The sequence below is a fragment of the Luteibacter rhizovicinus genome (assembly GCF_004342265.1).
Lineage (GTDB): Bacteria > Pseudomonadota > Gammaproteobacteria > Xanthomonadales > Rhodanobacteraceae > Luteibacter > Luteibacter rhizovicinus_B.
Map to the genome: position 1 here is coordinate 237,087 of NZ_SMCS01000006.1, position 24,308 is coordinate 261,394.

20 protein-coding genes are annotated in these 24,308 nt (G+C 61.1%); 12 read left to right on the top strand and 8 right to left on the bottom strand.

The window, feature by feature from the left end; all coding sequences use genetic code 11:
• Positions 1 to 22: 22 nt before the first annotated feature.
• The 7 genes from recF to EC912_RS15460 all read left to right on the top strand — a co-directional run bounded on the left by recF (position 23) and on the right by EC912_RS15460 (position 7,627).
• Positions 23 to 1,105 carry a DNA replication/repair protein RecF gene (recF, locus tag EC912_RS15430; protein WP_132145642.1) on the top strand — a complete coding sequence of 361 codons (1,083 nt, stop codon included), beginning with the start codon at positions 23 to 25 and terminating at the stop codon, positions 1,103 to 1,105.
• A 70-nt stretch (positions 1,106 to 1,175) separates the two neighbouring features.
• Entirely contained in the window at positions 1,176 to 3,617 is a 2,442-nt protein-coding gene (gyrB, locus tag EC912_RS15435) for a DNA topoisomerase (ATP-hydrolyzing) subunit B (RefSeq protein ID WP_132145644.1), read from the top strand.
• 183 nt (positions 3,618 to 3,800) lie between these two features.
• Positions 3,801 to 5,105, top strand: coding sequence for a tetratricopeptide repeat protein (locus EC912_RS15440; protein WP_207906864.1), 1,305 nt, complete (start codon positions 3,801 to 3,803; stop codon positions 5,103 to 5,105).
• Between the two features lie 196 nt (positions 5,106 to 5,301).
• Positions 5,302 to 5,964, top strand: coding sequence for an energy transducer TonB (locus EC912_RS15445; protein ID WP_132145647.1), 663 nt, complete (start codon positions 5,302 to 5,304; stop codon positions 5,962 to 5,964).
• A gap of 50 nt (positions 5,965 to 6,014) precedes the next feature.
• Positions 6,015 to 6,788, top strand: a complete 774-nt coding sequence (locus tag EC912_RS15450; RefSeq protein ID WP_132145649.1) for a MotA/TolQ/ExbB proton channel family protein — start codon at positions 6,015 to 6,017, stop codon at positions 6,786 to 6,788.
• Positions 6,789 to 6,799: 11 nt separating this feature from the next.
• A complete protein-coding gene (locus tag EC912_RS15455; RefSeq protein WP_132145651.1) occupies positions 6,800 to 7,213 on the top strand; it encodes an ExbD/TolR family protein in 414 nt (137 codons plus the stop codon).
• A 6-nt stretch (positions 7,214 to 7,219) separates the two neighbouring features.
• Complete coding sequence (locus EC912_RS15460) at positions 7,220 to 7,627, top strand: ExbD/TolR family protein (protein ID WP_132145653.1); 408 nt, start codon at positions 7,220 to 7,222, stop codon at positions 7,625 to 7,627.
• Positions 7,628 to 7,773: 146 nt separating this feature from the next.
• Here the strand turns inward: EC912_RS15460 and EC912_RS15465 are convergent, their stop codons facing one another.
• Together EC912_RS15465 and EC912_RS15470 are read right to left on the bottom strand one after the other, a co-directional pair.
• Positions 7,774 to 8,517 carry a pyridoxine 5'-phosphate synthase gene (locus tag EC912_RS15465; protein ID WP_132145655.1) on the bottom strand — a complete coding sequence of 248 codons (744 nt, stop codon included), beginning with the start codon at positions 8,515 to 8,517 and terminating at the stop codon, positions 7,774 to 7,776.
• 130 nt (positions 8,518 to 8,647) lie between these two features.
• Positions 8,648 to 9,283, bottom strand: a complete 636-nt coding sequence (locus EC912_RS15470; RefSeq protein WP_165973628.1) for a 4'-phosphopantetheinyl transferase family protein — start codon at positions 9,281 to 9,283, stop codon at positions 8,648 to 8,650.
• Positions 9,284 to 9,396: 113 nt separating this feature from the next.
• On the opposite strand from EC912_RS15470, the gene EC912_RS15475 reads away from it, so the two are divergent.
• Entirely contained in the window at positions 9,397 to 12,888 is a 3,492-nt protein-coding gene (locus tag EC912_RS15475) for a hybrid sensor histidine kinase/response regulator (protein WP_132145660.1), read from the top strand.
• Here EC912_RS15475 and EC912_RS15480 read toward each other — a convergent pair whose 3' ends face one another.
• Together EC912_RS15480 and acs are read right to left on the bottom strand one after the other, a co-directional pair.
• Positions 12,889 to 13,560 carry a response regulator transcription factor gene (locus tag EC912_RS15480; RefSeq protein WP_132145662.1) on the bottom strand — a complete coding sequence of 224 codons (672 nt, stop codon included), beginning with the start codon at positions 13,558 to 13,560 and terminating at the stop codon, positions 12,889 to 12,891. It lies immediately after the preceding gene.
• Positions 13,561 to 13,624: 64 nt separating this feature from the next.
• Positions 13,625 to 15,565, bottom strand: a complete 1,941-nt coding sequence (gene acs / locus EC912_RS15485; protein ID WP_132145664.1) for an acetate--CoA ligase — start codon at positions 15,563 to 15,565, stop codon at positions 13,625 to 13,627.
• Between the two features lie 180 nt (positions 15,566 to 15,745).
• Between acs and EC912_RS15490 the strand changes: the two genes are divergently transcribed.
• Together EC912_RS15490 and EC912_RS15495 are read left to right on the top strand one after the other, a co-directional pair.
• The gene (locus EC912_RS15490) at positions 15,746 to 17,209 is read left to right on the top strand and encodes a hypothetical protein (protein ID WP_243649308.1); all 1,464 of its coding nucleotides are present in this window, start codon (positions 15,746 to 15,748) and stop codon (positions 17,207 to 17,209) included.
• 14 nt (positions 17,210 to 17,223) lie between these two features.
• On the top strand, positions 17,224 to 18,885 hold the full coding sequence (locus EC912_RS15495; RefSeq protein ID WP_132145666.1) for an MFS transporter: 1,662 nt from the start codon (positions 17,224 to 17,226) through the stop codon (positions 18,883 to 18,885).
• A 69-nt stretch (positions 18,886 to 18,954) separates the two neighbouring features.
• Here EC912_RS15495 and EC912_RS15500 read toward each other — a convergent pair whose 3' ends face one another.
• Complete coding sequence (locus EC912_RS15500; RefSeq protein ID WP_132145668.1) at positions 18,955 to 19,416, bottom strand: carboxymuconolactone decarboxylase family protein; 462 nt, start codon at positions 19,414 to 19,416, stop codon at positions 18,955 to 18,957.
• Between the two features lie 634 nt (positions 19,417 to 20,050).
• On the opposite strand from EC912_RS15500, the gene EC912_RS15505 reads away from it, so the two are divergent.
• On the top strand, positions 20,051 to 20,263 hold the full coding sequence (locus EC912_RS15505) for a hypothetical protein (protein ID WP_132145670.1): 213 nt from the start codon (positions 20,051 to 20,053) through the stop codon (positions 20,261 to 20,263).
• Between the two features lie 9 nt (positions 20,264 to 20,272).
• The gene (locus tag EC912_RS15510) at positions 20,273 to 21,358 is read left to right on the top strand and encodes a PA0069 family radical SAM protein (protein ID WP_132145672.1); all 1,086 of its coding nucleotides are present in this window, start codon (positions 20,273 to 20,275) and stop codon (positions 21,356 to 21,358) included.
• A 23-nt stretch (positions 21,359 to 21,381) separates the two neighbouring features.
• Here the strand turns inward: EC912_RS15510 and EC912_RS15515 are convergent, their stop codons facing one another.
• From EC912_RS15515 to EC912_RS15525, 3 genes are read right to left on the bottom strand one after another with little or no spacing between them, the layout of a single operon-like run.
• Entirely contained in the window at positions 21,382 to 22,755 is a 1,374-nt protein-coding gene (locus EC912_RS15515) for a sensor histidine kinase (RefSeq protein ID WP_165973629.1), read from the bottom strand.
• Positions 22,733 to 23,419 (bottom strand): response regulator transcription factor, encoded by a 687-nt coding sequence (locus EC912_RS15520; protein WP_132145676.1) that lies wholly within the window; start codon positions 23,417 to 23,419, stop codon positions 22,733 to 22,735. Before EC912_RS15520 ends, EC912_RS15515 begins: the two co-directional genes overlap by 23 nt.
• Before the next feature lie 15 nt (positions 23,420 to 23,434).
• The gene (locus tag EC912_RS15525; RefSeq protein WP_132145678.1) at positions 23,435 to 24,229 is read right to left on the bottom strand and encodes a MipA/OmpV family protein; all 795 of its coding nucleotides are present in this window, start codon (positions 24,227 to 24,229) and stop codon (positions 23,435 to 23,437) included.
• Positions 24,230 to 24,308: the final 79 nt, after the last annotated feature.

Genomic DNA, 24,308 nt, shown 5'->3' on the forward strand with positions numbered 1-24,308 from the left:
TTTTACGGGGTAAACAGAGCGGATGAAGTTCGAAACGCTGCGAATCGCGGGATTGCGATGCCTGGAAGGCGTGTCGCTAACTCTGGCCCCGGGCATCAATGTTTTTACCGGCGCAAACGGGGCCGGGAAAACCAGTGTGCTCGAAGCCGCCTATTTGCTTTCGCATGGTCGGTCGTTTCGTAGTGGTTCCCGCGACGTCCTCCTGAAGCGCGGTGCTTCGGCGCTTTCGGTATTCGCCGAGCTGCGGATGCAGGACGGCAGGCTGCATCGTCTTGGGCTGGGACGCGAGAGCGGACGCTGGCAGGCGAGGGTGGATGGCGAAACCGCCGCGACGCTGGGGGCATTGGTCCAGTCGTGCGCGGTGGTTTGCTTCGAGCCCGGTTCCCACGCACTGATCGCGGGGCCGTCGGAAGAGCGGCGCCGGTTCCTCGATTGGGGTCTGTTCCACGTGGAACATTCCTTCCTTCTGGCCTGGCGTCGCTATCAACGCGCGTTGAAGCAGAGAAATGCATTGCTCCGGGCCGGGGGCGCGCCGCCGGACAATCTCATTGCCCCTTGGGAAGCGGAACTAGCCCAATCAGGCGAAATCATCGATGCACAGCGAAAAGCCTACATCACGGCCTTGTCGCCGCACATCGATGCCCTGGCCCAAACCACGCTTCCCGAGCTGGGAGCGCTAAATCTCCGCTACAAACGCGGGTGGGACGAGGGGATGGACCTTGCCGAGGTGCTGGCCGAACGTCGGTATCGCGACGCGTCGAGGGGGCACACCACCGTCGGGCCCCATCGAGCGGACTTCGTCGTCAGCTTCGAGCATGCTCCGCTGCGAGAGCATCTGTCCCGTGGTCAGGAGAAGCTTTGTGCGCTGGCTTGCCTCATCGGGCAGGCGGCACATCATGCCGAAGCGCGCGGAGAATGGCCTGTCGTCTGCCTGGACGACCTTGCATCCGAGCTCGATCGTACCCATCAAGAGTGGGTTGTAGCGCAACTTCTGGATCGCGACATCCAGGTCCTCGTGACAGGTACCGAGGTTCCCCACGCGCTTCTTTCGGCCCCCAAGACAGTGTTCCACGTGGAACAGGGCAATGTGGCGGGCCTGCTATAATCGACCGACTGTCCCGACGCCTTATCGCGCCGTGCCGGGACCGCTGTTTGGCGCCACCATCGGGCATCGCATGAACGAACATCTCGAACCGACGAATTCGACCTCGTACGACTCAAGCAACATCAAAGTGCTGAAGGGCCTGGACGCCGTTCGTAAGCGCCCTGGCATGTACATCGGCGATACCGACGATGGCACCGGACTACATCACATGGTCTTCGAGGTGGTGGATAACGCCATCGACGAAGCCCTTGCCGGCTACTGCGATTACGTAACGGTGACCATTTACCAGGATGGTTCCGTTGGCGTGACCGATAACGGCCGCGGTATTCCTGTCGATATCCACCCGGAAGAAGGGCGGTCCACGGCCGAAGTGGTCATGACCGTGCTTCATGCGGGTGGCAAGTTCGATGCGAACTCGTACAAGGTCTCGGGCGGCCTTCATGGTGTCGGCGTTTCCGTCGTCAACGCGCTCAGCCAGCGTCTTTGGCTGACCGTCTGGCTCAATGGCAAGGAATATCGTCAGGAATACGCTCATGGCGAGCCCGTAGCGCCCATCGGCCCTGTTGGCGATACGACACGACGCGGCACGATGGTGCGTTTCCTGCCCAGCCCGGCGACGTTCACCAATAACATCGAATTCCATTACGACATCCTGGCGAAGCGCCTGCGCGAACTGGCGTTCCTCAATTCTGGCGTCACGATCGAACTGATCGACGAGCGGAACGATCGCAAGGATATTTTTGCGTACGAAGGCGGCATTCGCTCCTTCGTCCAGCATCTGGCCCAGTTGAAGACGGCGTTGCACCCCAACGTCATCTCCTTCAGCTCGGAATCCGACGGCATCACCGTCGAGGTGGCCATGCAATGGACGGACGCGTACCAGGAAACGATGTTCTGCTTCACGAACAACATTCCCCAGCGCGACGGCGGCACCCATCTCACGGGCTTCCGCGCCGCGCTGACGCGCACCCTGCAGAACTACATCGAGCGGGAAGGGCTGGCGAAGAACGCCAAGGTCGGCCTCTCGGGCGACGACATGCGCGAAGGCATGATCGCTGTGCTGTCCGTCAAGGTGCCCGATCCGAAATTCTCGTCGCAGACCAAGGACAAACTGGTCTCCAGCGAAGTGAAGACGGTGGTCGAGCAGGTCGTCAACGACAAGTTCGCCTCGTTCCTGCTGGAACATCCGGGCGAGAGCAAGGCCATCGCTTCCAAGGTGGTGGACGCCGCCCGTGCGCGCGAAGCCGCCCGCAAGGCGCGCGAGATGACTCGCCGCAAGGGTGCGCTCGATATCGCGGGCCTGCCGGGCAAGCTCGCCGACTGTCAGGAAAAAGATCCCGCGCTTTCCGAACTGTTCCTGGTCGAGGGTGACTCCGCCGGCGGTTCCGCCAAGCAGGGTCGCAACCGTCGTACGCAGGCCGTGCTGCCGTTGAAGGGCAAAATCCTCAACGTCGAGAAAGCCCGTTTCGACAAGATGATTTCCTCGGCCGAGGTCGGCACGCTGATCACCGCGCTTGGCACGGGTATCGGCAAAGACGAATACAACCCGGACAAGCTGCGTTACCACCGCATCATCATCATGACCGATGCCGACGTGGACGGATCCCATATCCGTACACTGCTGCTGACCTTCTTTTACCGCCAGATGCCCGAGTTGATCGAGCGCGGCCACGTGTATATCGGCTTGCCGCCGCTGTACAAGGTGAAGCAGGGCAAGCAGGAGATGTATATCAAGGACGACAACGTCCTCAACGATTACCTCATCGCCAGCGCGGTCGACAATGCGACGCTGATGCCGGAAGAAGGTGCTGGCGCCATTTCCGGCGAGACGCTGGAAAAGCTCCTGCACGACTATCAGACGGCGCTCGACCAGATCGCCCGCCTCAACCATCGCTTCGATCCCGCGATGCTGACGGCGTTGATCGAGCATGCACCGCTCGAAGAGACGATGTGGGCGGACGCCAGCGTCATGCAGGCCTGGCTCGACGGCGTTGCCTTACGGCTCAGTGCCAGCGGCCTGGGCAAGCCGACGTACAAGCTGCGTCTGCGTCCGGCAGCGGGCGAGCAGGGCGCGGCGATCGAGCTGGAGCGTAACCAGCACGGCCTCAGCCATACCTGGATCCTGCCGCAGTCGTTCTTCGGCGGCATCGAGTTCCGCGCCATCCTTTCGATCTCGCAGCAGCTGCAACAGCTGAAGCTGGAACCGGGTGCCGTGGTTCGTCGTGGCAACGGTTCGCGTGGCGTGGTCAGCTTTGCCGAAGTGCGGAACTGGCTGCTCGACGAAGCGAAGAAGGGCCGTACGATCCAGCGCTTCAAGGGCCTCGGCGAAATGAACCCGGAACAGCTGTGGGAAACCACCGTCAATCCGGAAACCCGTCGCATGCTCCAGGTCGGTGTCGAGGATGCCGTTGCGGCCGATCAGATGTTCTCCATGCTGATGGGCGAAGCCGTCGAACCGCGTCGGGACTTCATTGAAGCGAACGCGCTCAAGGTCTCGAATCTGGACGTTTAAGGGCTAAAGCGGGCGGCAAAAAAGGCCGCCCGCGAACCCCCGTCAATACTCTCTTAACAAGTCATTGTTTTGACTATTCTTTTTTGCCGCACTGCGACTTGTTCTTAGGAATGAATTCAGGTTAACCTCTGTAGTCCCCCGGAGCACGGTCACGTGCGACGACTCCTAAACAGAGGTCAGGCAATGAAACAGGGTTCCCTCATCAAGGTGGCGGCTGCAACAGCAATCGCTCTGTCGCTGGTCAGCGGCGCTGCCGTGGCAAAGGACACCGCTTCCAAGGACAAGAAGGAAGCGCTGTACCCGAACTCGAGCCGACAGGAACCCAAGCTCGACCTCACCAGCGAAAAAGACCAGAAGGCCCTCAACGAAGGCCTCGACGCGGTCAACAACGGCGAGAAAGACAAGGCGATGCAGCTTCTGCAGCCGATCGCCGACGGCACCAGCACCAAGAGCAAATACGCTCAGGCGCTCGCCCTCCAGGGCATGGCCAACATGAAGTACAACGACGGCGACGTTAAAGGCGCCATCGAGCTTCTGAAGAAATCCCTCGATAACGGCGTTCTGTCGAACGACACCTACTTCCAGCTCAAGTACATGCTCGCCCAGTTCTACGTGGCCGACGAGCAGTACGCGCAGGCTCTGACCACGCTGCAGTCGTGGCGCGCGGAAGGTAAGAAGGAAACCGCCGACTCGTACGGTCTCGAAGGCAATATCGATTACCGCCTCGAGAAATTCCCGGACGCGATCGTCGCGATCAACAAAGCGAAGTCGATGCCGGACGCGAAGCCCACGTCGATCGACGGCTGGAACCAGATCCTGGCTGCCAGCTACTCCGAGACGGGCCAGGGCGACAAGGCCGCCGCGCTCGCGACGGAAGCTCTGCAGAAGAATCCGAATGACGCGACCGCGCTGAACAACGCTGCGTCGACGCTCATCCAGGCCCAGAAATATCCTGAAGCGATCACGCTGCTGGAGAAGGGCCGCGCCGCCGGCGCGTTCAAGGACGAGAAGCAGTACGTCAATCTCGCCAAAATCTACCTGATCGACGGTCAGGACAACGAATCCCGTACCAAGACGAATGCCTCGAAGGCATACCAGGTGCTGGATGAAGGTCTGACCAAGGGCGTCGTCAAGCCGGGCTACGATGTTTACAAGCTCCAGGGTGACTCGTCCTACGTTGCAGAAAACCATGCGCAGGCCATTGCCGCCTACACGAAGGCCCAGCCTTTCGCGAAGGACGGTGAGGTTTCACTGCGCATCGGTCAGCTCCAAATCACCGATAACAAGTATGGTGAAGCAAAGAAATCCCTGCAGGATGCCATCAGCAAGGGCGTGCAACATAAGGGCTCTGCCTACATGATGCTCGCGGAAGCCGAGCGTGGTCTGAAGAACAAACCGGGTGCAATCGCCGCCATGAAGCAGGCAGCGCAGGACCCGGAAACCTCTGCCAAGGCCAACGCCTGGTTGAAAACCGCAGGCGCCAAGTAAGCGTCTGTAAAGTGCCTGAAGTACGGGTTTGACTACTTCGTAAATCTGCCCTTCAGGCGCTATACAAACGCTATATGCTGGTGTACCTTGCATCTCTTTCCGCTTGCAGAAACCAGTGATTTCGGCATATACAGCCGAAATTGCCGGCCAGCAGTGCGGGCTTCACTTCCGCTTGATTAGCTCTTGATAGTGACTGATGGCCTCAAGTAACGAATCAACCGGCCAAGCGCCGTTTAGTTGGGGGCGCACAAGTGCTTTGGCAGTTGCCATTGCGCTGCACTCGTTCGCCTTCCTGCTGCTGGTAGCGCCCATGGCGCCGCCCAAGTCGCAGGAAAAGGAGAAAGAGAAGATCGTGCAGGTGGACTTTATCGAGCCACCGCCGCCGCCTCCCCCGCCGCCGCCGCCGCCTCCGGAACCTCCGAAGGCGCCGCCGCCGAAAATCATTCAACAGGTCAAGCCACCACCGACACCTCCGCCGCCGGCTCCGCCGCCGCCGGCCGTCGACGAAGCTTCGACCAACGCGATTCCGGCTCCGCCGCCGGCGCCTCCCGCGCCGCCTGCTCCGCCGGCTGATATCGCGCCGAGCGAAAATCTGTCGTACCGTCAGCGTAACCCGCCAAAGTATCCGCCGCAGGCGGTTCGCCAGCGGCACGAGGGTACGGTGGTCCTTCTGGTCCTCGTTGGTGTTGACGGTTCGCCGAAAGACATTAAGGTCGATCAGTCCAGCGGTTTCCGTGAGTTGGATCGCGCTGCAGAAGATGCCGCAAGGAATTGGCGATTCAACCCGGGTAAGCGTGGCGGCCAGGCGGTCGAAGGCTATGCGCGTGTCCCCGTTACGTTCAACCTAAATCAGCTGTAATTTCCTCATTACAGTTAATTGTTCACGCTTGACTTCCCAAGGGTAGCGTTATGTTGCAAGACACCTCCGCTCAGCCTGCCGTGCCAGGTACAAACTCCAACGCCGATGCCCTGAAGCAGATGGGCTTCGACCATCTGATCCAGAATTTCGATTTTCTGGGTTGGATCGTCTTCGTCGTCCTTACGGCCATGTCGATACTTTCGTGGTATTTCATCGTCGCCAACTTCATCCGCAACAGCCTCGTCCGCACTCGTGCCGACAAGGTGATCCAGGGTTTCTGGAACACTGCTTCCACGCAGGATGCGATCCGCGTTCTTGAAGAACAGCCGAAGGGCGAACCGTTCTCGAAGATCGCCCTCGACGCCGCTTCGGCGGTCGCTCACCACCAGGCAGCCGCTGGCGGCCGTCTGGCAGAGACCCTGTCGCGTTCGGAATTCATCGATCGCGCCCTGCGTCAGGCCGTTGCTCGTGAGAGCCTGCGTCTCGAAGGTGGTCTGACCCTGCTCGCAACGGTCGGCTCGTCCGCTCCGTTCATCGGTCTGCTCGGTACGGTGTGGGGTATTTACCACGCACTTATCGGTATCGCAGCCAGCGGCAGCGCCTCCATGGATAAGGTCGCCGGTCCCGTCGGTGAAGCTCTGATCATGACCGCGTTCGGTCTGTTCACCGCTATCCCGGCCGTGCTTGCGTACAACTTCTTCATGCGCTCCAACCGCCTGACGTACGCCCAGTTCGACGAATTCGCGCATGACCTGCACGACTTCTTCGCCACGGGTGCCCGCGTCGAAGGCACCGGTACGCCGGTCGCTAACGTCAAGAAGTGAGGAACTGACCCATGGCTATGAGTAGCGGGGGCAACAGCGGCGGTCCGATGTCGGAAATCAACGTCACGCCGCTCGTCGACGTGATGCTGGTTCTGCTGATCATCTTCATGATCACGGCTCCTCTGATGTCCCATCGGATCCAGATCGATCTGCCGAAGGCTAATCCGAATGTTAAGGATGACACCCCGGTCGAACCGATGGATCTCGCGATCAAGCCGGACGGCACGTACTTCCTGAACGACGCCGAGGTCAGCGATGCTGAACTCAAGGGCCAGTTCGCGGTTGCGGCGGCGAAGTCGCCGCAGCCTGAATTGCAGATCCGCGCCGACCGCACGACGGAATACAAAGTCGTGCGCAAGGTCCTTGGCGCTGCCAAGGAAGCAGGCATGGTTCATGTCGGCTTCCTCACCACCGGCAAGGAGTGACGCACCATGGCATTCAGTTCAGGTAATTCCGGTGGTCCGATGTCGGAAATCAACGTCACGCCGCTCGTCGACGTGATGCTGGTTCTCCTGATCATCTTCATGATCACGGCTCCGATGCTGTCGCATAAGATCAAGATCGATCTGCCGCAGCCGAATCCGAACATCGTAAACCCCGAAAATCCGCCGGATCCCATCCGGCTGCAGATCCGCCAGGATGGTTCGCTGTACTGGAACGACACGCCGGTTGACGAGCTGGGCCTCAAGGCTCAGATCGCGGTAGTCGCCAGTCAGTCCAACCAGCCGGAACTGCAGATCGATGCGGACGACGCGGCTCAGTACGAAGTCGTGGCTCGGGTTCTTTCCGACGCCAAGGGCCAGGGCCTGACCAAGATCGGTTTCGTTAACTCGAACTGATCCCCAGACTCTTCCGGCTCCAAGAAGAAACCCCGCTTCGGCGGGGTTTTTTTTTTGGTTCCTCGCGCACTACGAGGGTGGTGGCCGACGGCTCTTCCGGATGTCGCGGTTACGTGGAGGAAAGCATCGCGTCCATGCGGGATCGATCAGGAAAGAATATCGAGGTACGCGCGTACCGTATTCGACAAGCCCTGGTACAACGCCTCGCCGATCAGCGCATGGCCGATCGATACCTCGGCCAGGCCCGGAATAGCCGACTTGAACGTACCGAGATTCGCCTGACTCAGATCGTGCCCGGCATTGACCGCAAGGCCGGCCTGCTGCGCACGCTGCGCGGTATCCGCGAACGCCGCGAGTTCAATGCGTGCATCGCCGCGTGCGAATGCCTCGGCATAAGGCCCGGTATAAAGCTCGATGCGCTGAATACCCGCAGCCGCGGCTTCCGCGAAACCCTTCGCGTCGGCGCCGACGAAAACGCTCACCCGGCAACCGAGTTCGCGGAACGCAGCGACGATCGGCGATAGTTTCGGCAGGTCGGTCGTCAGGTCGAAACCGTGATCGGATGTGATCTGGCCGTCCGAATCCGGAACCAGCGTGACCTGGGTGGGACGCACTTCCTTGGCCAGCTCGAGGAGCCCCGGATACTCGCCGCGCGCCGGCGCGAACGGGTTGCCTTCGATGTTGTATTCCACCCGCCCGCGCAGAAGGCCGGCAAGTACGCGGACATCGTCGGGCCGCACGTGGCGCATGTCGGGTCGCGGATGGACGGTAAGGCCGCCGCAACCCGCATCGATGCAGGTATTCGCGGCCGTGGCGATATCGGGTTCATTGCCGCCGCGCGAGTTGCGCAGTACGGCGATCTTATTCAGATTGACGCTGAGAACGGTCATGGGATGCCTGAAAAAAAAGCGCACGCCAGGCGGCGTGCGCAATGACTGTCTTCCCAGCATAACGCGCTACGTCCCTGTAGCGAACTTCCACGACTTGCCAGAAATCAGACTCGGCTCGCGAGGAAATGGTTCAAGGCGTCGATGGGAAGGGTTCAGTGTCTTGCGTCATGAGACGCACTGTCCGTGAAGCCCCGCGCCATGCGATCGCGCCGGCGAATCCCGCGCGCACGTCCAGAGGCTGAACGGTCCATGCCGTCGCCGGCGCAATCGCACCATCGAATGCGACAGGGTGTGCTCTCCCCTCCACCACGTGGAACGACGCGCGATGCAGTCCGTAAGACAGTCCTCCGCCGTGCGCCTTCAGCACGGCCTCCTTGGACGTCCACAACGCAAGGAACATGTCGAGCCGCGTCTCCTCCGTGCACGAGCGCAACAAGGCGGCCTCGCTGGGCGAAAAGAATCGCTCGGCCAGGGCGAGCAGTCGCGGCCTGGGGCGAACCCGCTCGATATCGACGCCCAGTTCGAATCCGGCGTCTCCGCGCGCGATAGCGCACAGCGCCGTATCACCGCTGTGCGACCAGCTGAAGGCCAGCTCGCCCAGTGGTGCGGATAGCCATGGCTTGCCGTGCTCGCCGCGCACGATCGGTAAGTCGTCGGCGGGAACGGACGCATAAGCGGCGATGAGCGGGCGAAACAGCGCCTCGGCCGAAACGCCACGCCAGGGCACGCACCATACGTGGACATCCGAGCCTAGCGTGGCGGCCACAGCCGCAAGATCCTTGGAATTCATCCGGCGATGGTGCAGCGCCCGGCGTCGCCGGGCAAGGCTCGCCGCGAAAGCACTAGAATGGACGCGGTGAATCTCGGGGAGCACCAACCTTGATTGCAGGCTGGCTACTGCTGCTGGTATCGCTCGTCTACGTGGGCCTGCTGTTCTGTGTCGCGTATGCGGGCGACCGCCGGCCTCTGTATCCCAGCAAGCCGCACCTGCGACCGGTGGTCTACAGCCTGGCGCTGGCGGTTTATTGTTCGTCGTGGACTTTCTACGGCGCCGTCGGCACCGCTGCTCGCGACGGCCTTGCCTACATACCGATCTATCTCGGTCCCCTGCTTCTGTTTGTCCTGGGATTCGGCCTGATCGAGCGGCTCGTCCTTGTCGCCCGGCAACGCAACATCACATCCATCGCCGACTTCATCGCGGCACGCTTCGGCAAGTCGCATGGCCTTGCCGCGCTGGTGGCGATCATTGCCGTACTCGCCGTCATTCCCTATATCGCGCTGCAGTTCAAGGCGGTTGCGATGTCCTTCGCCGTCCTCGGCGACATGGGTGCCGGCAAGCCTTCGTGGTGGCTGAGCGATACCGCATTGTGGTGCGCGACGCTGCTCGCCGTGTTCGCGATCCTGTTCGGTACGCGTACCATCGACGCGACGGAACACCACCACGGCATGATGCTCGCGGTCGCGCTTGAGTCGTTGATCAAGCTGCTTGCGTTCGTCGCCATCGGTGTCTACGCCTTCATCAAGGGCCCCGGTCTGGAAGCGACGTTGCGCGAGCCCGTCATGCAGCTTGAGCACGGTGGCTTTCCACCGGGCTTCGTCGCACAGACGTTGCTCGCGTTCTGTGCGATGTTCTGTCTGCCACGCCAGTTCCAGATCGGTGTCGTCGAATGCGAAGACCCGCGCGATCTGCGCAAGGCGCGCTGGCTGTTCCCGATCTACATGATCCTGGTCATGCTCGCGGTGCTTCCCATCGTTGGCGCGGGCATGAACATCGCCTCGGTACGCAACGGTGCCGCGGATGCGTGGGTATTGAATCTTCCCCTGGCGCATGGCGACAGCAGCGTTGCCCTCCTCGCATTCGTCGGCGGTTTCTCGGCGGCCACGGGCATGGTCATCGTGGCGGCCGTGGCGCTTTCCACCATGATCAGCAACGATCTGGTGATGCCGGCGTTGCTACGCATTCGTTCGCTGAATCTCGAACAGCGCAGCGATGTGTCGCATATCGTGCTTCGTGTCCGGCGCGTCGCTATCGTCGCGCTTGCCGCCATGGCATATGCGTACTACCGCATCATCGCCGATGCGGAAAATCTTGCCGCGACCGGCCTGCTCGCGTTCGCCGCCGTCGCACAGTTCGCACCCGCCATCGTCTCCGCGTTGTACTGGCGCGGTGCCAGTCGCGTTGGCGTGTATGTCGGTCTTCTCGCGGGATTCCTGTGCTGGGCCTACACCTTATTGCTGCCCGCCATGACGCGCTCAGGCTGGTTGCCAGCCCACTGGATGAACGACGGACCGTTCGATATCTCGTGGCTGAAACCGCAGGAACTGTTTCACCTGAGCGGGTGGGACCCGGTCACGCATGGCACGTTCTGGTCGTTGCTGATAAACGTCGCCAGTCTGATCTTTATCTCTCTGCGTTTTCGTCCGAGCGTCGCCGAACGCCTGCATGCCGCGCTATTCGTCGATCCTTATGTACGTATCGCATCCGGTGCGGGCGACTGGCGCGGTCGGGTCACGGTGCGCGACCTGGGCACGATCGCTGGTCGTATCGTCGGCGAACGCGTCACGGTAAAAGCGTTCGCCGAATACGGTCAGCGTAACGGCGGCGCGCTGCAACCGACGGACGCCGCGGATCGTTCCCTGATCCAGTTCACCGAACGTCTGCTCGCCAGCGCCGTCGGCGCGGCGAGCGCACGACGCATGCTGATGGGTGCGTTGTCCGGCACCGGCCTGGATATCGCCGAAGCCATGGCGCTGATGGACGAAGCGTCGCAGGAACTGAGGTTCAATCGCGAGCTGCTTTCCACCACGCTCGAAAACGTATCGCAAGGCATCAGCGTCGTGGATGCGGAAATGCGGCTCGTCGCGTGGAACCGGCGATATCTGGAACTGTTCGATTATCCCGAGGGCATGGTTTACGTCGGTCTTCCCGTTGGCGATCTCATCCGCTGGAACGCCGAACACGGCGAGTGCGGTCCGGGCGAAGTCGATCAACATGTCGCCAAACGCATCGGTTACATGCGCGCCGGCTCGCCTCACCTGTTCCAGCGCATACGACCCGACGGCACCGTCATCGAAATGCGTGGACGCGCCTTGCCAGGCGGCGGCTTCGTCACGACATTCACCGACGTCACTGCATACAAGCACGCCGAGCAGGCGCTGATCGAAGCGAATGAAACGCTCGAGCAGCGCGTGGAGGTTCGTACCGCGGAACTGTCCGAAGCACTTAGCGCCACCGCACTCGCGCGACGCGAAGCGGAAGCCGCCAACGTATCGAAGACGCGCTTCCTTGCCGCGGCCAGCCACGATCTTCTGCAACCGCTGAATGCGGCACGACTCTTCACGTCCGCACTACGACAGCATCCGGGATTGGACGCCGATGCTGCGCAGCTCGCCGAACGCATCGACGCGTCGTTCCGTGCGGCGGAAGATCTGCTGGACGCACTACTCGACGTATCCCGCCTCGACGCCGGCAGCTATCGGCCGGAAATCGTGCCTTTCGCGCTTGCGGATCTTTTCGATTCGCTCAAGCAGCAATTCGCGGTGGTCGCGGAGCAGCGCGGTCTCTCGTTACGTGTCGTACCTTGCGGATTATCGGTACGCACCGATGCGCAGTTGTTGCGCCGTATCGTGCAGAATTTCCTCTCCAACGCCCTGCGCTATACCCGTTCTGGCGGCGTACTGCTCGGCGTACGTCGCATCGGCGACAGCCTTCGCATCGAAGTATGGGATAGCGGTCCGGGTATCGCCGCCGAGCAGCAGGCGCGCATCTTCGGAGAATTCCAACGTCTGGAACGCCCTTCTCCCTGGGGAGAAAAAGGTCTGGGACTGGGCTTGTCGATCTGCGAACGTCTCGCTGGCATTCTCGGACATCGCCTCGACCTGCGTTCGCGCGTGGGCCGTGGGAGCTGCTTCAGTATTACGGTGCCGCGCACGGCGACCGTCGCACGCAAGCGCGTTCAACCGATGGCGCGACCGGGCGGCGAACAACTGCCGTTAACGGTGCTCTGCCTCGATAACGACGAATCGATTCTGGAAGGCATGAAAGCACTGCTCGGACGTTGGGGCGTGGATTGCCGCGTGGCGCTGACGGTCGACGATGCGCTTCTCGTGCTGTCGGAAACCACGGTCGATCTCATCCTCGCCGACTATCATCTTGGCGAAGGCATGGATGGTCTGGAGGCCCTGCAATACCTGAGTACCCGCGTCGTCCTGCTACCACCCGCGGCGATGGTCACGGCGGACGGAAGCACGGAACTCAAGCAGCGTGCGCGGGCGTTGGGCTATCCGTTGCTGCACAAACCGGTTCGACCGGCGGCGCTGCGTGCGTTGCTGGTGGCGCTGGCGAAGCGAGCGGGAACCACGGCGGCCTGATTAATCGGAAGCAGGCGCGATGCTGGGAAGGGTTTCTTTTTCCACGTCCAGATGACTGGCGGCCAGAGCGACCTGCGTGCGATTCGATACGCCGAGCTTGCGCATGATCGCCGTCATGTGTGCTTTCACCGTAGCTTCGGACACGCCGAGGTCGTAGGCGATCTGTTTGTTCAGAAGACCTTCCGCGATCATGTTCAGCACGCGGAATTGCTGCGGCGTGAGCGAAGCCACGCGAGCGGCGACGTCGGCTTCGTCGGCAACCAGTTCCACGCTGCCGCCAACCATTTGATGCGGCAACCAGACATCGCCATCGAGTACGGCGCGTACGGCTTCGACGATATCTTCCACCGCCGCCGACTTCGGAATGTAACCGGATGCGCCGTGTGCAAGTGCGCGCCGCGCGACCTGCGCTTCTTCATGGCCCGATACGACGATGGTTGGCAGGCCCGGATACTGGCCGCGGATATGCGCAAGCGCCGAATACCCGCGTGCGCCGGGCATGTGCAGATCCATCAGCAGGAGATCGGCTTCGGGTTGTGCTTCCACCAAGGCCAGCAGCGTGTTTACGCTGTCGGCCGTGTGCACCGTCGCGCCGGGCAGTGCCGCAAGTACGGCGCGCTGTAGCGCGTCGCGGAACAGCGGATGGTCGTCGGCAATCAGTACGTCGGGCATGGCTCGATACTTCCGTTATCTGAACTGCGATAGCGGGATGGCACCCGCTATCGCAGTTAAACCACTATTTGATCAGGCGTTCGTCAACGAGGTTCTTTACTACCGACGGATCGGCCAACGTCGAGATGTCGCCCAGCTGATCGGGTTGGTTCTCGGCGATCTTGCGCAGGATGCGGCGCATGATCTTGCCCGAGCGCGTCTTCGGCAGACCCGGCGCCCACTGCAGATAATCGGGTGCCGCGATGGGACCGATTTCCTTGCGGACGCCTGCGATCAGTTCCTTGCGCAGCGCATCGTCGCCGACGACGCCGGCGGTCAGCGTGACGAACGCATAGATGCCCTGGCCCTTGATCTCGTGCACGCAACCGACCACGGCCGCCTCGGCCACCTTGGGATGCGCCACGAGCGCACTTTCCACTTCGGCGGTACCGATGCGATGCCCCGACACGTTGATGACATCGTCGACGCGGCCGGTGATCCAGTAGTAACCGTCTTCGTCGCGTCGTGCGCCGTCGCCGGTGAAATAGCTACCGGGATAGGTCTTGAAATAGGTTTCGATAAAACGTGCGTGATCGCCGTACACGGTACGCATCTGGCCCGGCCAGGAATCGGTGATGACCAGGTTGCCGCTGCACGGGCCTTCCTGCACCTTGCCCTCGGTATCGACAATGGCCGGCGTGATGCCGAAGAACGGCAGCGTTGCCGAGCCGGGCTTCGTATCGATGGCGCCCGGTAACGGCGTGATCAAAATGCCGCCGGTTTCGGTTTGCCACCAGGTATCGACAATCGGGCAACGCTCGCCGCCCACCACGCGCCAGTACCAGTTCCAGGCTTCCGGATTGATCGGCTCGCCGACCGTGCCCAGCAGACGCAGCGAGGCGCGCGAGGTTTTCTTTACCGGCTCTTCGCCTTCGCGCATCAGCGCGCGGATAGCCGTGGGTGCGGTATAGAACAGCGTCACTTTGTGCTTGTCGACCACCTGCCAGAAGCGACTGAAGTCCGGATAGTTGGGTACGCCGTCGAACATCACGACGGTGGCGCCGTTCGCCAGCGGACCGTAGACGACGTAGCTATGGCCGGTGATCCAGCCGACGTCGGCGGTGCACCAGTACACATCGTCCTCGCGCACATCGAAAATCAGTTCGTGGGTCATGCTCGTATAAACGAGGTAGCCGCCGCTGGTGTGCAACACGCCCTTGGGTTTGCCGGTGGAGCCGGACGTGTACAGCGTGAACAGCGGATCTTCGGCGTTCATCGGTTCGGGCGCGCACTCGGCGGACTGCCCTTCCATCAACGTGTGGTACCAGCGATCGCGCGGCGACTGCATGGGAATGGCGCCGCCCGTACGGCGCACCACCACCACGGTTTCCACGCTGTTCGTGCCGGCGCGGGTCAGCGATTCGTCGACATTCGCCTTCAGCGGAATCTTCTTGCCGCCGCGACAACCTTCGTCCGCCGTGATGACCAGCTTGGCCGCGGAATCGGCGATGCGGCCGGCCAGCGAATCGGGCGAGAAGCCGCCGAAAACGACCGAATGGATGGCACCGATGCGCGCGCAGGCCAGCATGGCCACGGCCGCTTCCGGAATCATCGGAAGATAGACGATGACGCGATCGCCTTTCACGACACCAAGATTCTTCAGCGTATTCGCGAACTTGCAGACTTCGCCATGCAGTTCCCGGTACGAGATGTGGCGCGATTCGCCCGGATCGTCGCCCTCGAAAATGATCGCGGTCTTGTCGCCACGCTTTTCCAGGTGGCGGTCGAGGCAGTTCGCCGACACGTTCAGGACGCCGTCTTCGTACCAGCGGATATGCAGGTCGTCGGCGGCGAACGAGACGTCCTTGATCTTGCTGGGAGGAACGATCCAGTCCAGCCGTTTCGACGCCTCTTTCCAGAAGCCTTCCGGATTGCCGACCGACTCGGCGTACATGCGCTCGTAGTCGTCTTTGCGGATATGGGCCCTGGCTGCGAAGGCGGGGTCGACCGGGTGCTTCTCGGACATGCGTGCTCCTGCGAAATCTAAGGTCTGGTTTGATTTATGCGGCAATGCGGCAGTGTAGCGTCGCGGCGTGTTTCCTAGGGCGCGTCGCCCTACGACTTTGGTCGAGGTTCGACCTTTGGCGAATGGTCTGGGCTGTCCTGCATGGTCATGCTCAGCTCGCCAATGGTTGGGGAGGCCATAATGAATACGATCCGTGTCGGGAGCCGTAAGGCTATCGCTTTGAGCATTGCCTGTGCACTGATGCTGCCGATGGCGGCGCATGCGCAAAAGAGCAAATCCACTACCACGACCCGCGAACAGCAACTGGAATCGCGCGTCAATCAGCTCGAGCAGCAACTCGCCGAGCTGAAAGCGATGATCCAGGAACAGAAGACCGCCACCGCGCAGGCCACGGCGACGGCGCAAGCCGCGCAGACGCAGGCACAGCAGACCGAAACCAAGGTCGCCACGGTGGCCGCGCAGCCGTTGCCGAAGCCCGTGTTTTCCACGGCGCCCGGCGTTTCGGTCGCGTTGCACGGCTTCGTCAACGCCAGCGCGTTCAGCCAGAGCCGGAGCTACACCTTCGGTAACGGCCAGAATGCCGAGTACCCGCTTCCGAGGACCGCCGCTCACAGCGACGGCACCCTGAGTGGCGTGGACGTACGCAATACGCGTTTCTGGCTCGACTTCAGCGGCGCCAAGTTCGCCGGCGACTGGACCGGCGGCGGCCGTATCGAAATGGACTTCTTCGGCGGCTTCAACGGCACGGGTCCGTATAGCCAGCAGCAGCCGACGCCGCGGCTGCGCCAGGCCTATATGGACATCGCCAACCCCGAGACGGGAACGACGATCCGTATCGGTCAGCAGTGGGAGCTGATGTTCCCGCTGGACATCATTCCCCAGTCGCTCTCGCACATCGCATTTCCGCTGGGTTACGGCACCGGCATGATCGGTTGGCGCTTCCCGGGCGTGGTCTGGATGCAGGAGCTGAATCACAACAGCGAAGGCGCGAAGTGGCGCCTCGACCTTGGTGCGTTCGAGGGCAACTGGAACAACGGCGACGCGGCGACCTATCCCACCGGCAACGTCAACTACCTGACAGCCGGCAACGCGGGCTTCAAGCCGCAGCTCGAAGCGCGTCTGCGCGTGCAGGACAAGACCTGGCTCGCCTTCTTCGCCGCGCATTACAGCAAGGTCGATCTGCACGGTGTCGACGGCACCGCGCTCACGCCGATCCAGAGCAACATCAAGAGCACCGCATACGAACTCGGCGGCATGTGGTCGCCGGGCTCATGGGTGTTCAAGGGACTGGCCTATACGGGCAATGCCATCGGCCAGATATTCGGCGATCTGTCGCAGTTCGGCGACATCAAGGACACGGGCGGTTATCTGCAGGCGGGCTACAAGTTCACGCCGCACTGGAGCGCCTATGCGTTCTATTCGCAGAGCAAGCCGGACAAGAACGACGTGGTTCGCTGGATGGGCCGCGGATCGACGGGTCTGCTCAAGAACCGTCAATCGGCGCTTAGCCTGCAGTACTCCGCCGGAGCCTACGACCTGAGTGTGGAGTGGATCCGCGCGAATCTCGATTCCACAACCAACGGTGTGAATCGCGTCAAGACATCGGGTAACGAATTTACCCTCAACGGCAACTACAAGTTCTGATCGAGGGGAAAAAGATGGCCAACGTGAGCAGCTTGCCCAGATCGGGCAGCATCGGCACCAGTCATAAACGCGTTGTCTTCGCGTCCAGCCTTGGCACCGTTTTCGAATGGTACGACTTCTATCTGTATGGCTCACTGGCTGCCCTGATCGGCAAGCAGTTCTTCACCGGTCTGAACGAAACGAGCCAGTTCATCTTCGCGCTGCTCGCTTTCGCCGCCGGTTTCGCGGTGCGTCCCTTCGGGGCCATTGTCTTCGGCCGTATCGGTGACCTGATCGGCCGCAAGTACACCTTCCTCATCACCATCGTCATCATGGGTACGTCGACCTTCCTCGTCGGCGTACTGCCCAGTTACAACCAGATCGGCATGGCCGCTCCCGTGCTGTTGATCCTGTTGAGACTGTTGCAAGGCCTGGCACTCGGCGGCGAATACGGCGGCGCGGCGACCTATGTGGCCGAGCACGCACCGCAAGGCAAACGCGGCCTGTATACGAGCTTCATCCAGATCACGGCGACCTTCGGCCTGTTCCTTTCGCTGCTGGTCATTCTCGGCACGCGTCTGGGCCTGGGTACCGAATCGTTCGAGGCCTGGGGCTGGCGCATTCCATTCCTGGTCTCGGCTGTGCTCGTCGGCGTCTCGGTGTATATCCGCATGCAGTTGCAGGAGTCGCCGGTATTCCAGCAGATGAAAGCCGAGGGCAAGGGCTCCAAGGCGCCGCTGACCGAAGCATTCGGGCAGTGGAAAAACCTGAAGCTGGTGATCCTCGCGCTGTTCGGCGCCACCGCGGGCCAGGCAGTCGTCTGGTACACGGGCCAGTTCTACTCGCTGTACTTCCTGACGCAAAGCCTGAAAGTCGACGGCACCACGGCGAATCTGTTGATTGCCGGAGCGCTGTTGATAGGCACGCCGTTCTTCGTGTTCTTCGGCTGGCTGTCGGACCGGATCGGTCGCAAGACCGTCGTGCTCGCGGGCTGCCTGATTGCCGCGGCCACGTACTTCCCGATCTTCAAAGGACTGACGCACTACGGCAACCCGGCCATCGAATCGGCAGCGGCAGCGGCACCCGTCAAGGTCACCGCCGATCCGAACGCATGCAGCTTCCAGTTCGATCCGGTCGGCAAGAAGACCTTCACCAGTTCGTGCGACGTGGCCAAGAGCGTGCTTGCCAAGAAAGGCATCCCATACTCGAATATCGATGCACCGGCCGGCACGGTGGCGACGGTCACCATTGGCAGCGATGTCATCGGTTCGTTCGAAGGTGCCAGCCTCGACAAGGCAACGTTCACGGCGCAGAACAAGGACTTCACAGCGAAGGTCGGCGCACAGCTGAAAACGGCCGGCTATCCGGAGAAAGCCGATCCCGCGCAGTCGAACTATCCGATGCTGGTGCTGTTGCTGGCCCTACTCGTGATCTATGTGACGATGGTGTACGGGCCGATCGCGGCATGGCTCGTGGAAATGTTCCCCACGCGCATCCGCTATACATCGATGAGTCTTCCGTATCACATCGGCAACGGCTGGTTCGGTGGCTTCGTGCCGACGATCGGCTTCATGCTGGTGGCATGGAAGGGCGACATCTACTACGGCCTTTGGTATCCGATCGCCGTCGCGTTGATGACCTTCGTAATCGGTCTGTTCTTCGTTCGCGAAACCAAGGACGTTCCGATCGATCAGTAAGCATCGCCGATGGACGTAAGCAGAACCGGACCCCCGCGACACCCGTCGCGGGGGTTTTTCTTTATGCCATCACGGCAGCCACGAACTGGCGACCTGACGCGTCGCGACGTTCAGCCGGTTCCAGACGTTGATATTGGCGATGGCGAGCAACAGCACGGACAGCGCCGCCTCGTCGTAATGACGGGTCGCTTCGTTCCAGATGTCGTCGGATACGGCGTCCGGACGGTCGTTGATCCGCGTCACGGCTTCGGTCAGGGCCAGGGCCGCGCGTTCCGCGTCGTTGAAATACGGCGTGTCGCGCCATCCCGCCAACGAGAAAAGTCGGTCGTCCGTCTCCCCCGCTTTGCGGGCCATGCGCGAATGCATGTGGACACAGACGCCGCAGCCGTTGATCTGACTGGCGCGTAGTTCGATCAGGTCCAGCGTCGTACCCGGGACACTTCCGTGGGAGCGCGTGACGGCAGTTAACGCCATAAGGGCTTTCATGGCATCGGGAATGGCGACGGCGGGGTTTTTCTGTCGTGCTTGCATGGTCTTCTCCAGTGGGGTTTGACTTGGTGTCACTGGGTAGACGAACGAAGGAACGGATTTGTGACCGACGGGACGACTTTTCGATGGCGCCCGGCTTTCGGCTCTCTGCTCTCTGCTCTCTGTGGGAGCGCGCCTGCGCGCGAAAGCCAACAGGGCGAGGACGCCGGATACTCACATCCGCGAGCCCTATCTTCTGGCTACGGATGCCACCCACAGCATCGTCGCTCCGTCGGCTTTCGCGCGCAGGCGCGCTCCCACAGAGAGCCAGGAGAGCCGAGAGGCAAAAGACAAAAACTAGTGGCTTGCTCAGACTAATCTGAAAATTGCGACGGAATTACGTCCGGCGGTTGACCCTCGGAAGCGGCACCGTGATTATTCACGGGTCGTCGCAACTTGCGGCGACCGGGTGTAGGAACCTGCGTTATACGGTTAGCGCCGGGAAGTGTCGTCTCAAACGTCGCTTCCCGGCGTTGCATTACCTTACGACTCGCCCTTTTACGGCGGGCGTGCCGGGCGAGCGCAAGCTCGGCCGAATGGTATAACCGGTTTCCTACCTCGGCACGTCCGCCACCCGCATTGCGGGTGGCGGTCATCCACGGAACAGGATGCCGCCTTGAACCATCGAAATAAGCTCTTGCGTCACTCCCCTATCACCCACACGGTCCCCGTAAGCGACCTCGACAAAGCGATAGAGATACGCCTCGAAGCCGTCCGTGGCATCGCCGAAGTCGCCGCCCAGACGGCACAAAGCTTACGCCAGTTCGTCGCCGAACTGGATGCGCTGCAAAAGCTCAGGACCGCCGGTACCGTGGAACGTGTCGCCAACCGTGAGACACCGGCTGGATAAGCTTGTGCCATGTCCGAGCCCCTACCCACAACGCGCGCCCTGAAAGGACGCGGCGCCGCCTCCAACCCCGAAGGCCGCTTCGAGCGCACCCGGCACCAGGCCGAAGACGATGGCTGGTTGCAGGAAGTAGAAGAGCCCGTTCGTGTCGAGACCAGTGTGCGCGAAGAGCGGGCACGTAGCGTCATCACGCGGAACGATTCGCCGGATATCTATTTCGATCAGGCGCTGAATCCGTATCGCGGTTGCGAGCATGGGTGTATCTATTGCTTCGCGCGCCCGTCGCACGCATATCTCAATCTGTCGCCTGGCCTGGATTTCGAAACGAAGATCTACGCCAAGACGAATCTGGCGGAGGTGCTTCGCGGCGAACTGACGAAGCCGTCGTACACGTGCAAGCCGATCAACATCGGAAGCAACACCGATCCCTACCAGCCCGTCGAAAAGCACTGGCGGCTGACTCGCGCGGCGCTACAACTGCTGCACGATTGCAAGCACCCTTGCACCATCGTCACGAAGAACGCGATGGTCGAGCGCGATCTCGACCTGCTGGTCCCGATGGCGGAGCAGAATCTCGTGCAGGTCTTCGTATCGATCAACTCGCTCGACAACAAACTGGCAGCACGTCTTGAACCGCGCGCCAGTGCGCCGCATCGGCGGATGAAAGCGGTAGCGACACTTGCCGAAGCCGGCGTTCCCGTCGGCGTGCTCGTGGCGCCGATCATTCCGGCGTTGAACGAACGCGACATGGAAGCCATCCTCGAACAGGCCGCCGCCGCAGGTGCGCGATCGGCCGGTTACACGGTGTTACGTCTTCCGCACGAACTCAAAGGCTTGTTCCGCGAGTGGCTGGATGTCCACGTACCGGACCGCGCGGCACATGTGATGAGTCTGGTTCAACAGATGAACGGCGGTCGCGACTACGACTCCAACTTTGCCACGCGCATGCGCGGTCAAGGCATCTTTGCCGATCTGTTGAAGAAGCGCTTCGAGATTGCGTCAAGGCGATTCGGACTCACGCGTGCGCGCGAGCTGGTGCTGGATACATCACGCTTCGTCGCTCCGCGTGTCACATCTCCGCAGGGCGAGTTGTTCTGAGTCGAACTCACGTCGTTGCTATCTCAAGTTGCCACGCTCGGAAGTACGTAGTCATTGCTTTCGAAAGCCACCGAGAATTCCGCCCCCGGCGACGTATTGACCGCCGCGATCGTCCAGCCATGCGCGAGCGCAATTTCCCGGCAGATCGAAAGTCCCAGTCCGGCGCCTTCCTGACTTCCCGCTCCACGCCAGAACCTCGAAAAGAGTTTCGGAAGGTCTTCCTCGGGAATGCCGTTCCCGTCGTCCTTGACAGAAAGATAGCCGTCCGTGAATGCGATGGCGACGTGACTACCCGGAGGCGAATGGCGTATCGCGTTCTCGAGGAGATTCTTGATCAGGATGTAAAGCGCGCCGCGATCCGCCTGGACAAAAACGGGATCGAGAGGAACGATAACCGCGACCAGGACGCGTCGCTGTTCCGCCAATCGGGCCAGGAAGTCGGTGACTTCGAGAGCGGTGACCACGGGGTTCACCTTTTCGAGTACATAGTTCTGGAACTCGCTGACTTCCGCGAGTTGCAGCAGCTGCTGGACCTGCCGACTCATGAAATCGACGTCCTTAAGCAGCGTGGCGCGATCGGTCAGTCCTTCCAGTTCGATCTGGCCGCGAATCAGGGAAAGCGGCGTCTTCAGTTCGTGAGCGACGGTCGCCAATAGCTCCTGCTGCACTTTATAGCCGTGTTCCAGTCGGGCAAGCGCGAAATTGAACGCGGCTATCAACGGATGGATATCGGTGGGTAGATCGGCGTACTCGAGGCGTGCCGCAAGATTCCTCGGTTCGATTTGCGCTGCGGCTACCGATACGTCGTGCAGGGGTCTCAACACGCGACGAAGTGTCAGCAGGACCACCGTACTGAAAACCAACATGGCGACCACGGCGGCGGTCAGAAAGATCCTCATCATCAATCGCGCATCTCGCGCATTGGCGATTTCGCGTATGCGCTGGCTGCTGGTTACCTGGATGTAGTACGTCTTTCCTGCATGCTGGAACCGCCCGATACCGACGTTCAGTGGAATGCCATTGCGGCTGATTTCCAACGAGCGGAAGTCGGAGTCGAAAGGCCCTGCGACAAGGGGAGATGTCGACCCGTTCGAAGCAAGCAGCACGTGCCCATCCGCATCGAGAATCTGATAGATAAGATCGCTTGGCAGGATCGAATACATCGCCCGCTTGTCGGCGGTCAATATGACCTCTACGGGAGGTCCCGCATCGCTATAGCGAATGGCATTTTCCAGCCGGCTTATGGCATGCGACAAATCGCCTTGTGCCCACATGCTTTTGCTCAGCGGCAACACGGCTATCAAGGTGCATACCGTCAAGCTGGCCGTCAGCACGATAGCGACGATGGAGGTCGTCAGTAATTTTCCCGAAAGACTACGAGGCCATATGGCTTTCACGTAATGCATATCCATGGCCTCTGACATTGGTAATGGCTACCTCGCATCCGATGGCAGCGAGCTTCTTGCGTAAGCGGTGTAGCGCTACGTCGAGCGCATTTGGCGTGACCGCATCTTCCAGACCCCAGGCAGCGTGTTCGATGCTTGTGCGTCGCACCGCCTCGCCCTGTGCTTCCACAAGACAAAGCATGATCTGCAGTTCCGCCGGTGCCAGCGAGACGGACTCGTCGCCGCAAATCATCAGGCCGGGATTGGGATGGATTTTCAGATCCGCGAAAGTAGGAGAAAGACTCTTGAGCGTTTCCGGTCGCCGAAGTAACGCGCGTACGCGAGCTACCAGTTCTTCCATGGAAAACGGCTTGGGCAGGTAGTCGTCGGCGCCGGCTTCCAGACCCGCGATACGGTCGTGCAGGGCATCGCGAGCGGTGAGCATCAGGCATGGAATCCAGCGTTCTGCCTGGCGCAGACGTCGCACAAGACTGAGGCCATCCCCGTCGGGCAGACCCCGGTCGAGAATCAGCACGCTGTACGGCGTCGAGGCAAGCGCCCGCCAGGCGGATTCGATACTGGAGAACGTATCGACCTGGACGCCTGCGCGCGAGAGCGCGAGGCGCACCAGTCCCGCTAACCGTACGTTGTCTTCCACCAGAGCAATACGGTTCATAGGTGACGCGGCTACTCAGAATGCATAGAAATAACCGAATGCCACGGTGGGGACGGAACTGCTGTCGACCAGGGGGCTGTCTTTGATCTTGGAGCCTAGCATCGTCGCGCCCACGTCGAAGATCAGGTGCTGATGTTCGCTGAGTTTATAGCCCACTCTCACGCCGGCACGCGTGTTGACCGTGGAACCGCCCACATAAGCCGCACGATTGGCCCGTACTTCTTCCGGTCTCACGCCGTAGTAATAATCGACGTATTTCTTGTCCAGCCATGTCGCGCCGAGGTACGGCGTGATCTGGAACAAGGGCGAGATCGTAAAATCTTTCTGGAACGACACAGCCGCCTGCTGGCCTTTGCTTTCGCCGGATGCGTCGGCGCTCCAGCTTACGGCCATGTCGAACCAGTCGTTGTGCCAGTTGGCGGCCGGCCCTATCCAGATGCTTCCGTTGCGCCTTCTCATGCCCTGCAGATAGGACGAATCGGAAGCCTTATAGCCGTCGCCCAGCGCGAACGAGGCGCGCAGCGATACCGAGAAATTGTCGGAAAACTTCGGCGCCTTCAGGCTGAGCGTGTTTCCGAACAGGCTTATCCACTTGCTCTGGTACGTCACCAGCGGGAACGGCGTGACCTTGCTCCCGACGCCCCGGTACGGCTGCTGCTGGGCGGCAATACCGACGCCCAGCCCCCAATGGGGAGCGTCCTCTTTTTGTTTCTGCGATAGCGGCACCGGTTCGTCGGCATGACTCAATTGAGGCAATGCGCCTGCAAGGATCAAAAGCCCCAGATGGCTGAAACGGATCGATGTAGACATAGCCAATGCTTCGTAGTTAGGTACGTCTACTATTTTGCCGGGGTACTTACTCGATACTTACTGGGGAGAGCCGCGTAAC

What these genes read in the sequence shown, in the direction of transcription:
- EC912_RS15510 (WP_132145672.1), top strand. Translation starts at nt 20,273, where the DNA reads ATGTCCGAGCCCCTACCCACAACGCGCGCCCTGAAAGGACGCGGCGCC.
- EC912_RS15495 (WP_132145666.1), top strand. Translation starts at nt 17,224, where the DNA reads ATGGCCAACGTGAGCAGCTTGCCCAGATCGGGCAGCATCGGCACCAGT.
- EC912_RS15480 (WP_132145662.1), bottom strand. Translation starts at nt 13,560, where the DNA reads ATGCCCGACGTACTGATTGCCGACGACCATCCGCTGTTCCGCGACGCG.
- gyrB (WP_132145644.1), top strand. Translation starts at nt 1,176, where the DNA reads ATGAACGAACATCTCGAACCGACGAATTCGACCTCGTACGACTCAAGC.
- EC912_RS15525 (WP_132145678.1), bottom strand. Translation starts at nt 24,229, where the DNA reads ATGTCTACATCGATCCGTTTCAGCCATCTGGGGCTTTTGATCCTTGCA.
- acs (WP_132145664.1), bottom strand. Translation starts at nt 15,565, where the DNA reads ATGTCCGAGAAGCACCCGGTCGACCCCGCCTTCGCAGCCAGGGCCCAT.
- EC912_RS15490 (WP_243649308.1), top strand. Translation starts at nt 15,746, where the DNA reads ATGAATACGATCCGTGTCGGGAGCCGTAAGGCTATCGCTTTGAGCATT.
- recF (WP_132145642.1), top strand. Translation starts at nt 23, where the DNA reads ATGAAGTTCGAAACGCTGCGAATCGCGGGATTGCGATGCCTGGAAGGC.
- EC912_RS15465 (WP_132145655.1), bottom strand. Translation starts at nt 8,517, where the DNA reads ATGACCGTTCTCAGCGTCAATCTGAATAAGATCGCCGTACTGCGCAAC.
- EC912_RS15440 (WP_207906864.1), top strand. Translation starts at nt 3,801, where the DNA reads ATGAAACAGGGTTCCCTCATCAAGGTGGCGGCTGCAACAGCAATCGCT.
- EC912_RS15500 (WP_132145668.1), bottom strand. Translation starts at nt 19,416, where the DNA reads ATGCAAGCACGACAGAAAAACCCCGCCGTCGCCATTCCCGATGCCATG.
- EC912_RS15455 (WP_132145651.1), top strand. Translation starts at nt 6,800, where the DNA reads ATGGCTATGAGTAGCGGGGGCAACAGCGGCGGTCCGATGTCGGAAATC.
- EC912_RS15460 (WP_132145653.1), top strand. Translation starts at nt 7,220, where the DNA reads ATGGCATTCAGTTCAGGTAATTCCGGTGGTCCGATGTCGGAAATCAAC.
- EC912_RS15520 (WP_132145676.1), bottom strand. Translation starts at nt 23,419, where the DNA reads ATGAACCGTATTGCTCTGGTGGAAGACAACGTACGGTTAGCGGGACTG.
- EC912_RS15450 (WP_132145649.1), top strand. Translation starts at nt 6,015, where the DNA reads ATGTTGCAAGACACCTCCGCTCAGCCTGCCGTGCCAGGTACAAACTCC.
- EC912_RS15445 (WP_132145647.1), top strand. Translation starts at nt 5,302, where the DNA reads ATGGCCTCAAGTAACGAATCAACCGGCCAAGCGCCGTTTAGTTGGGGG.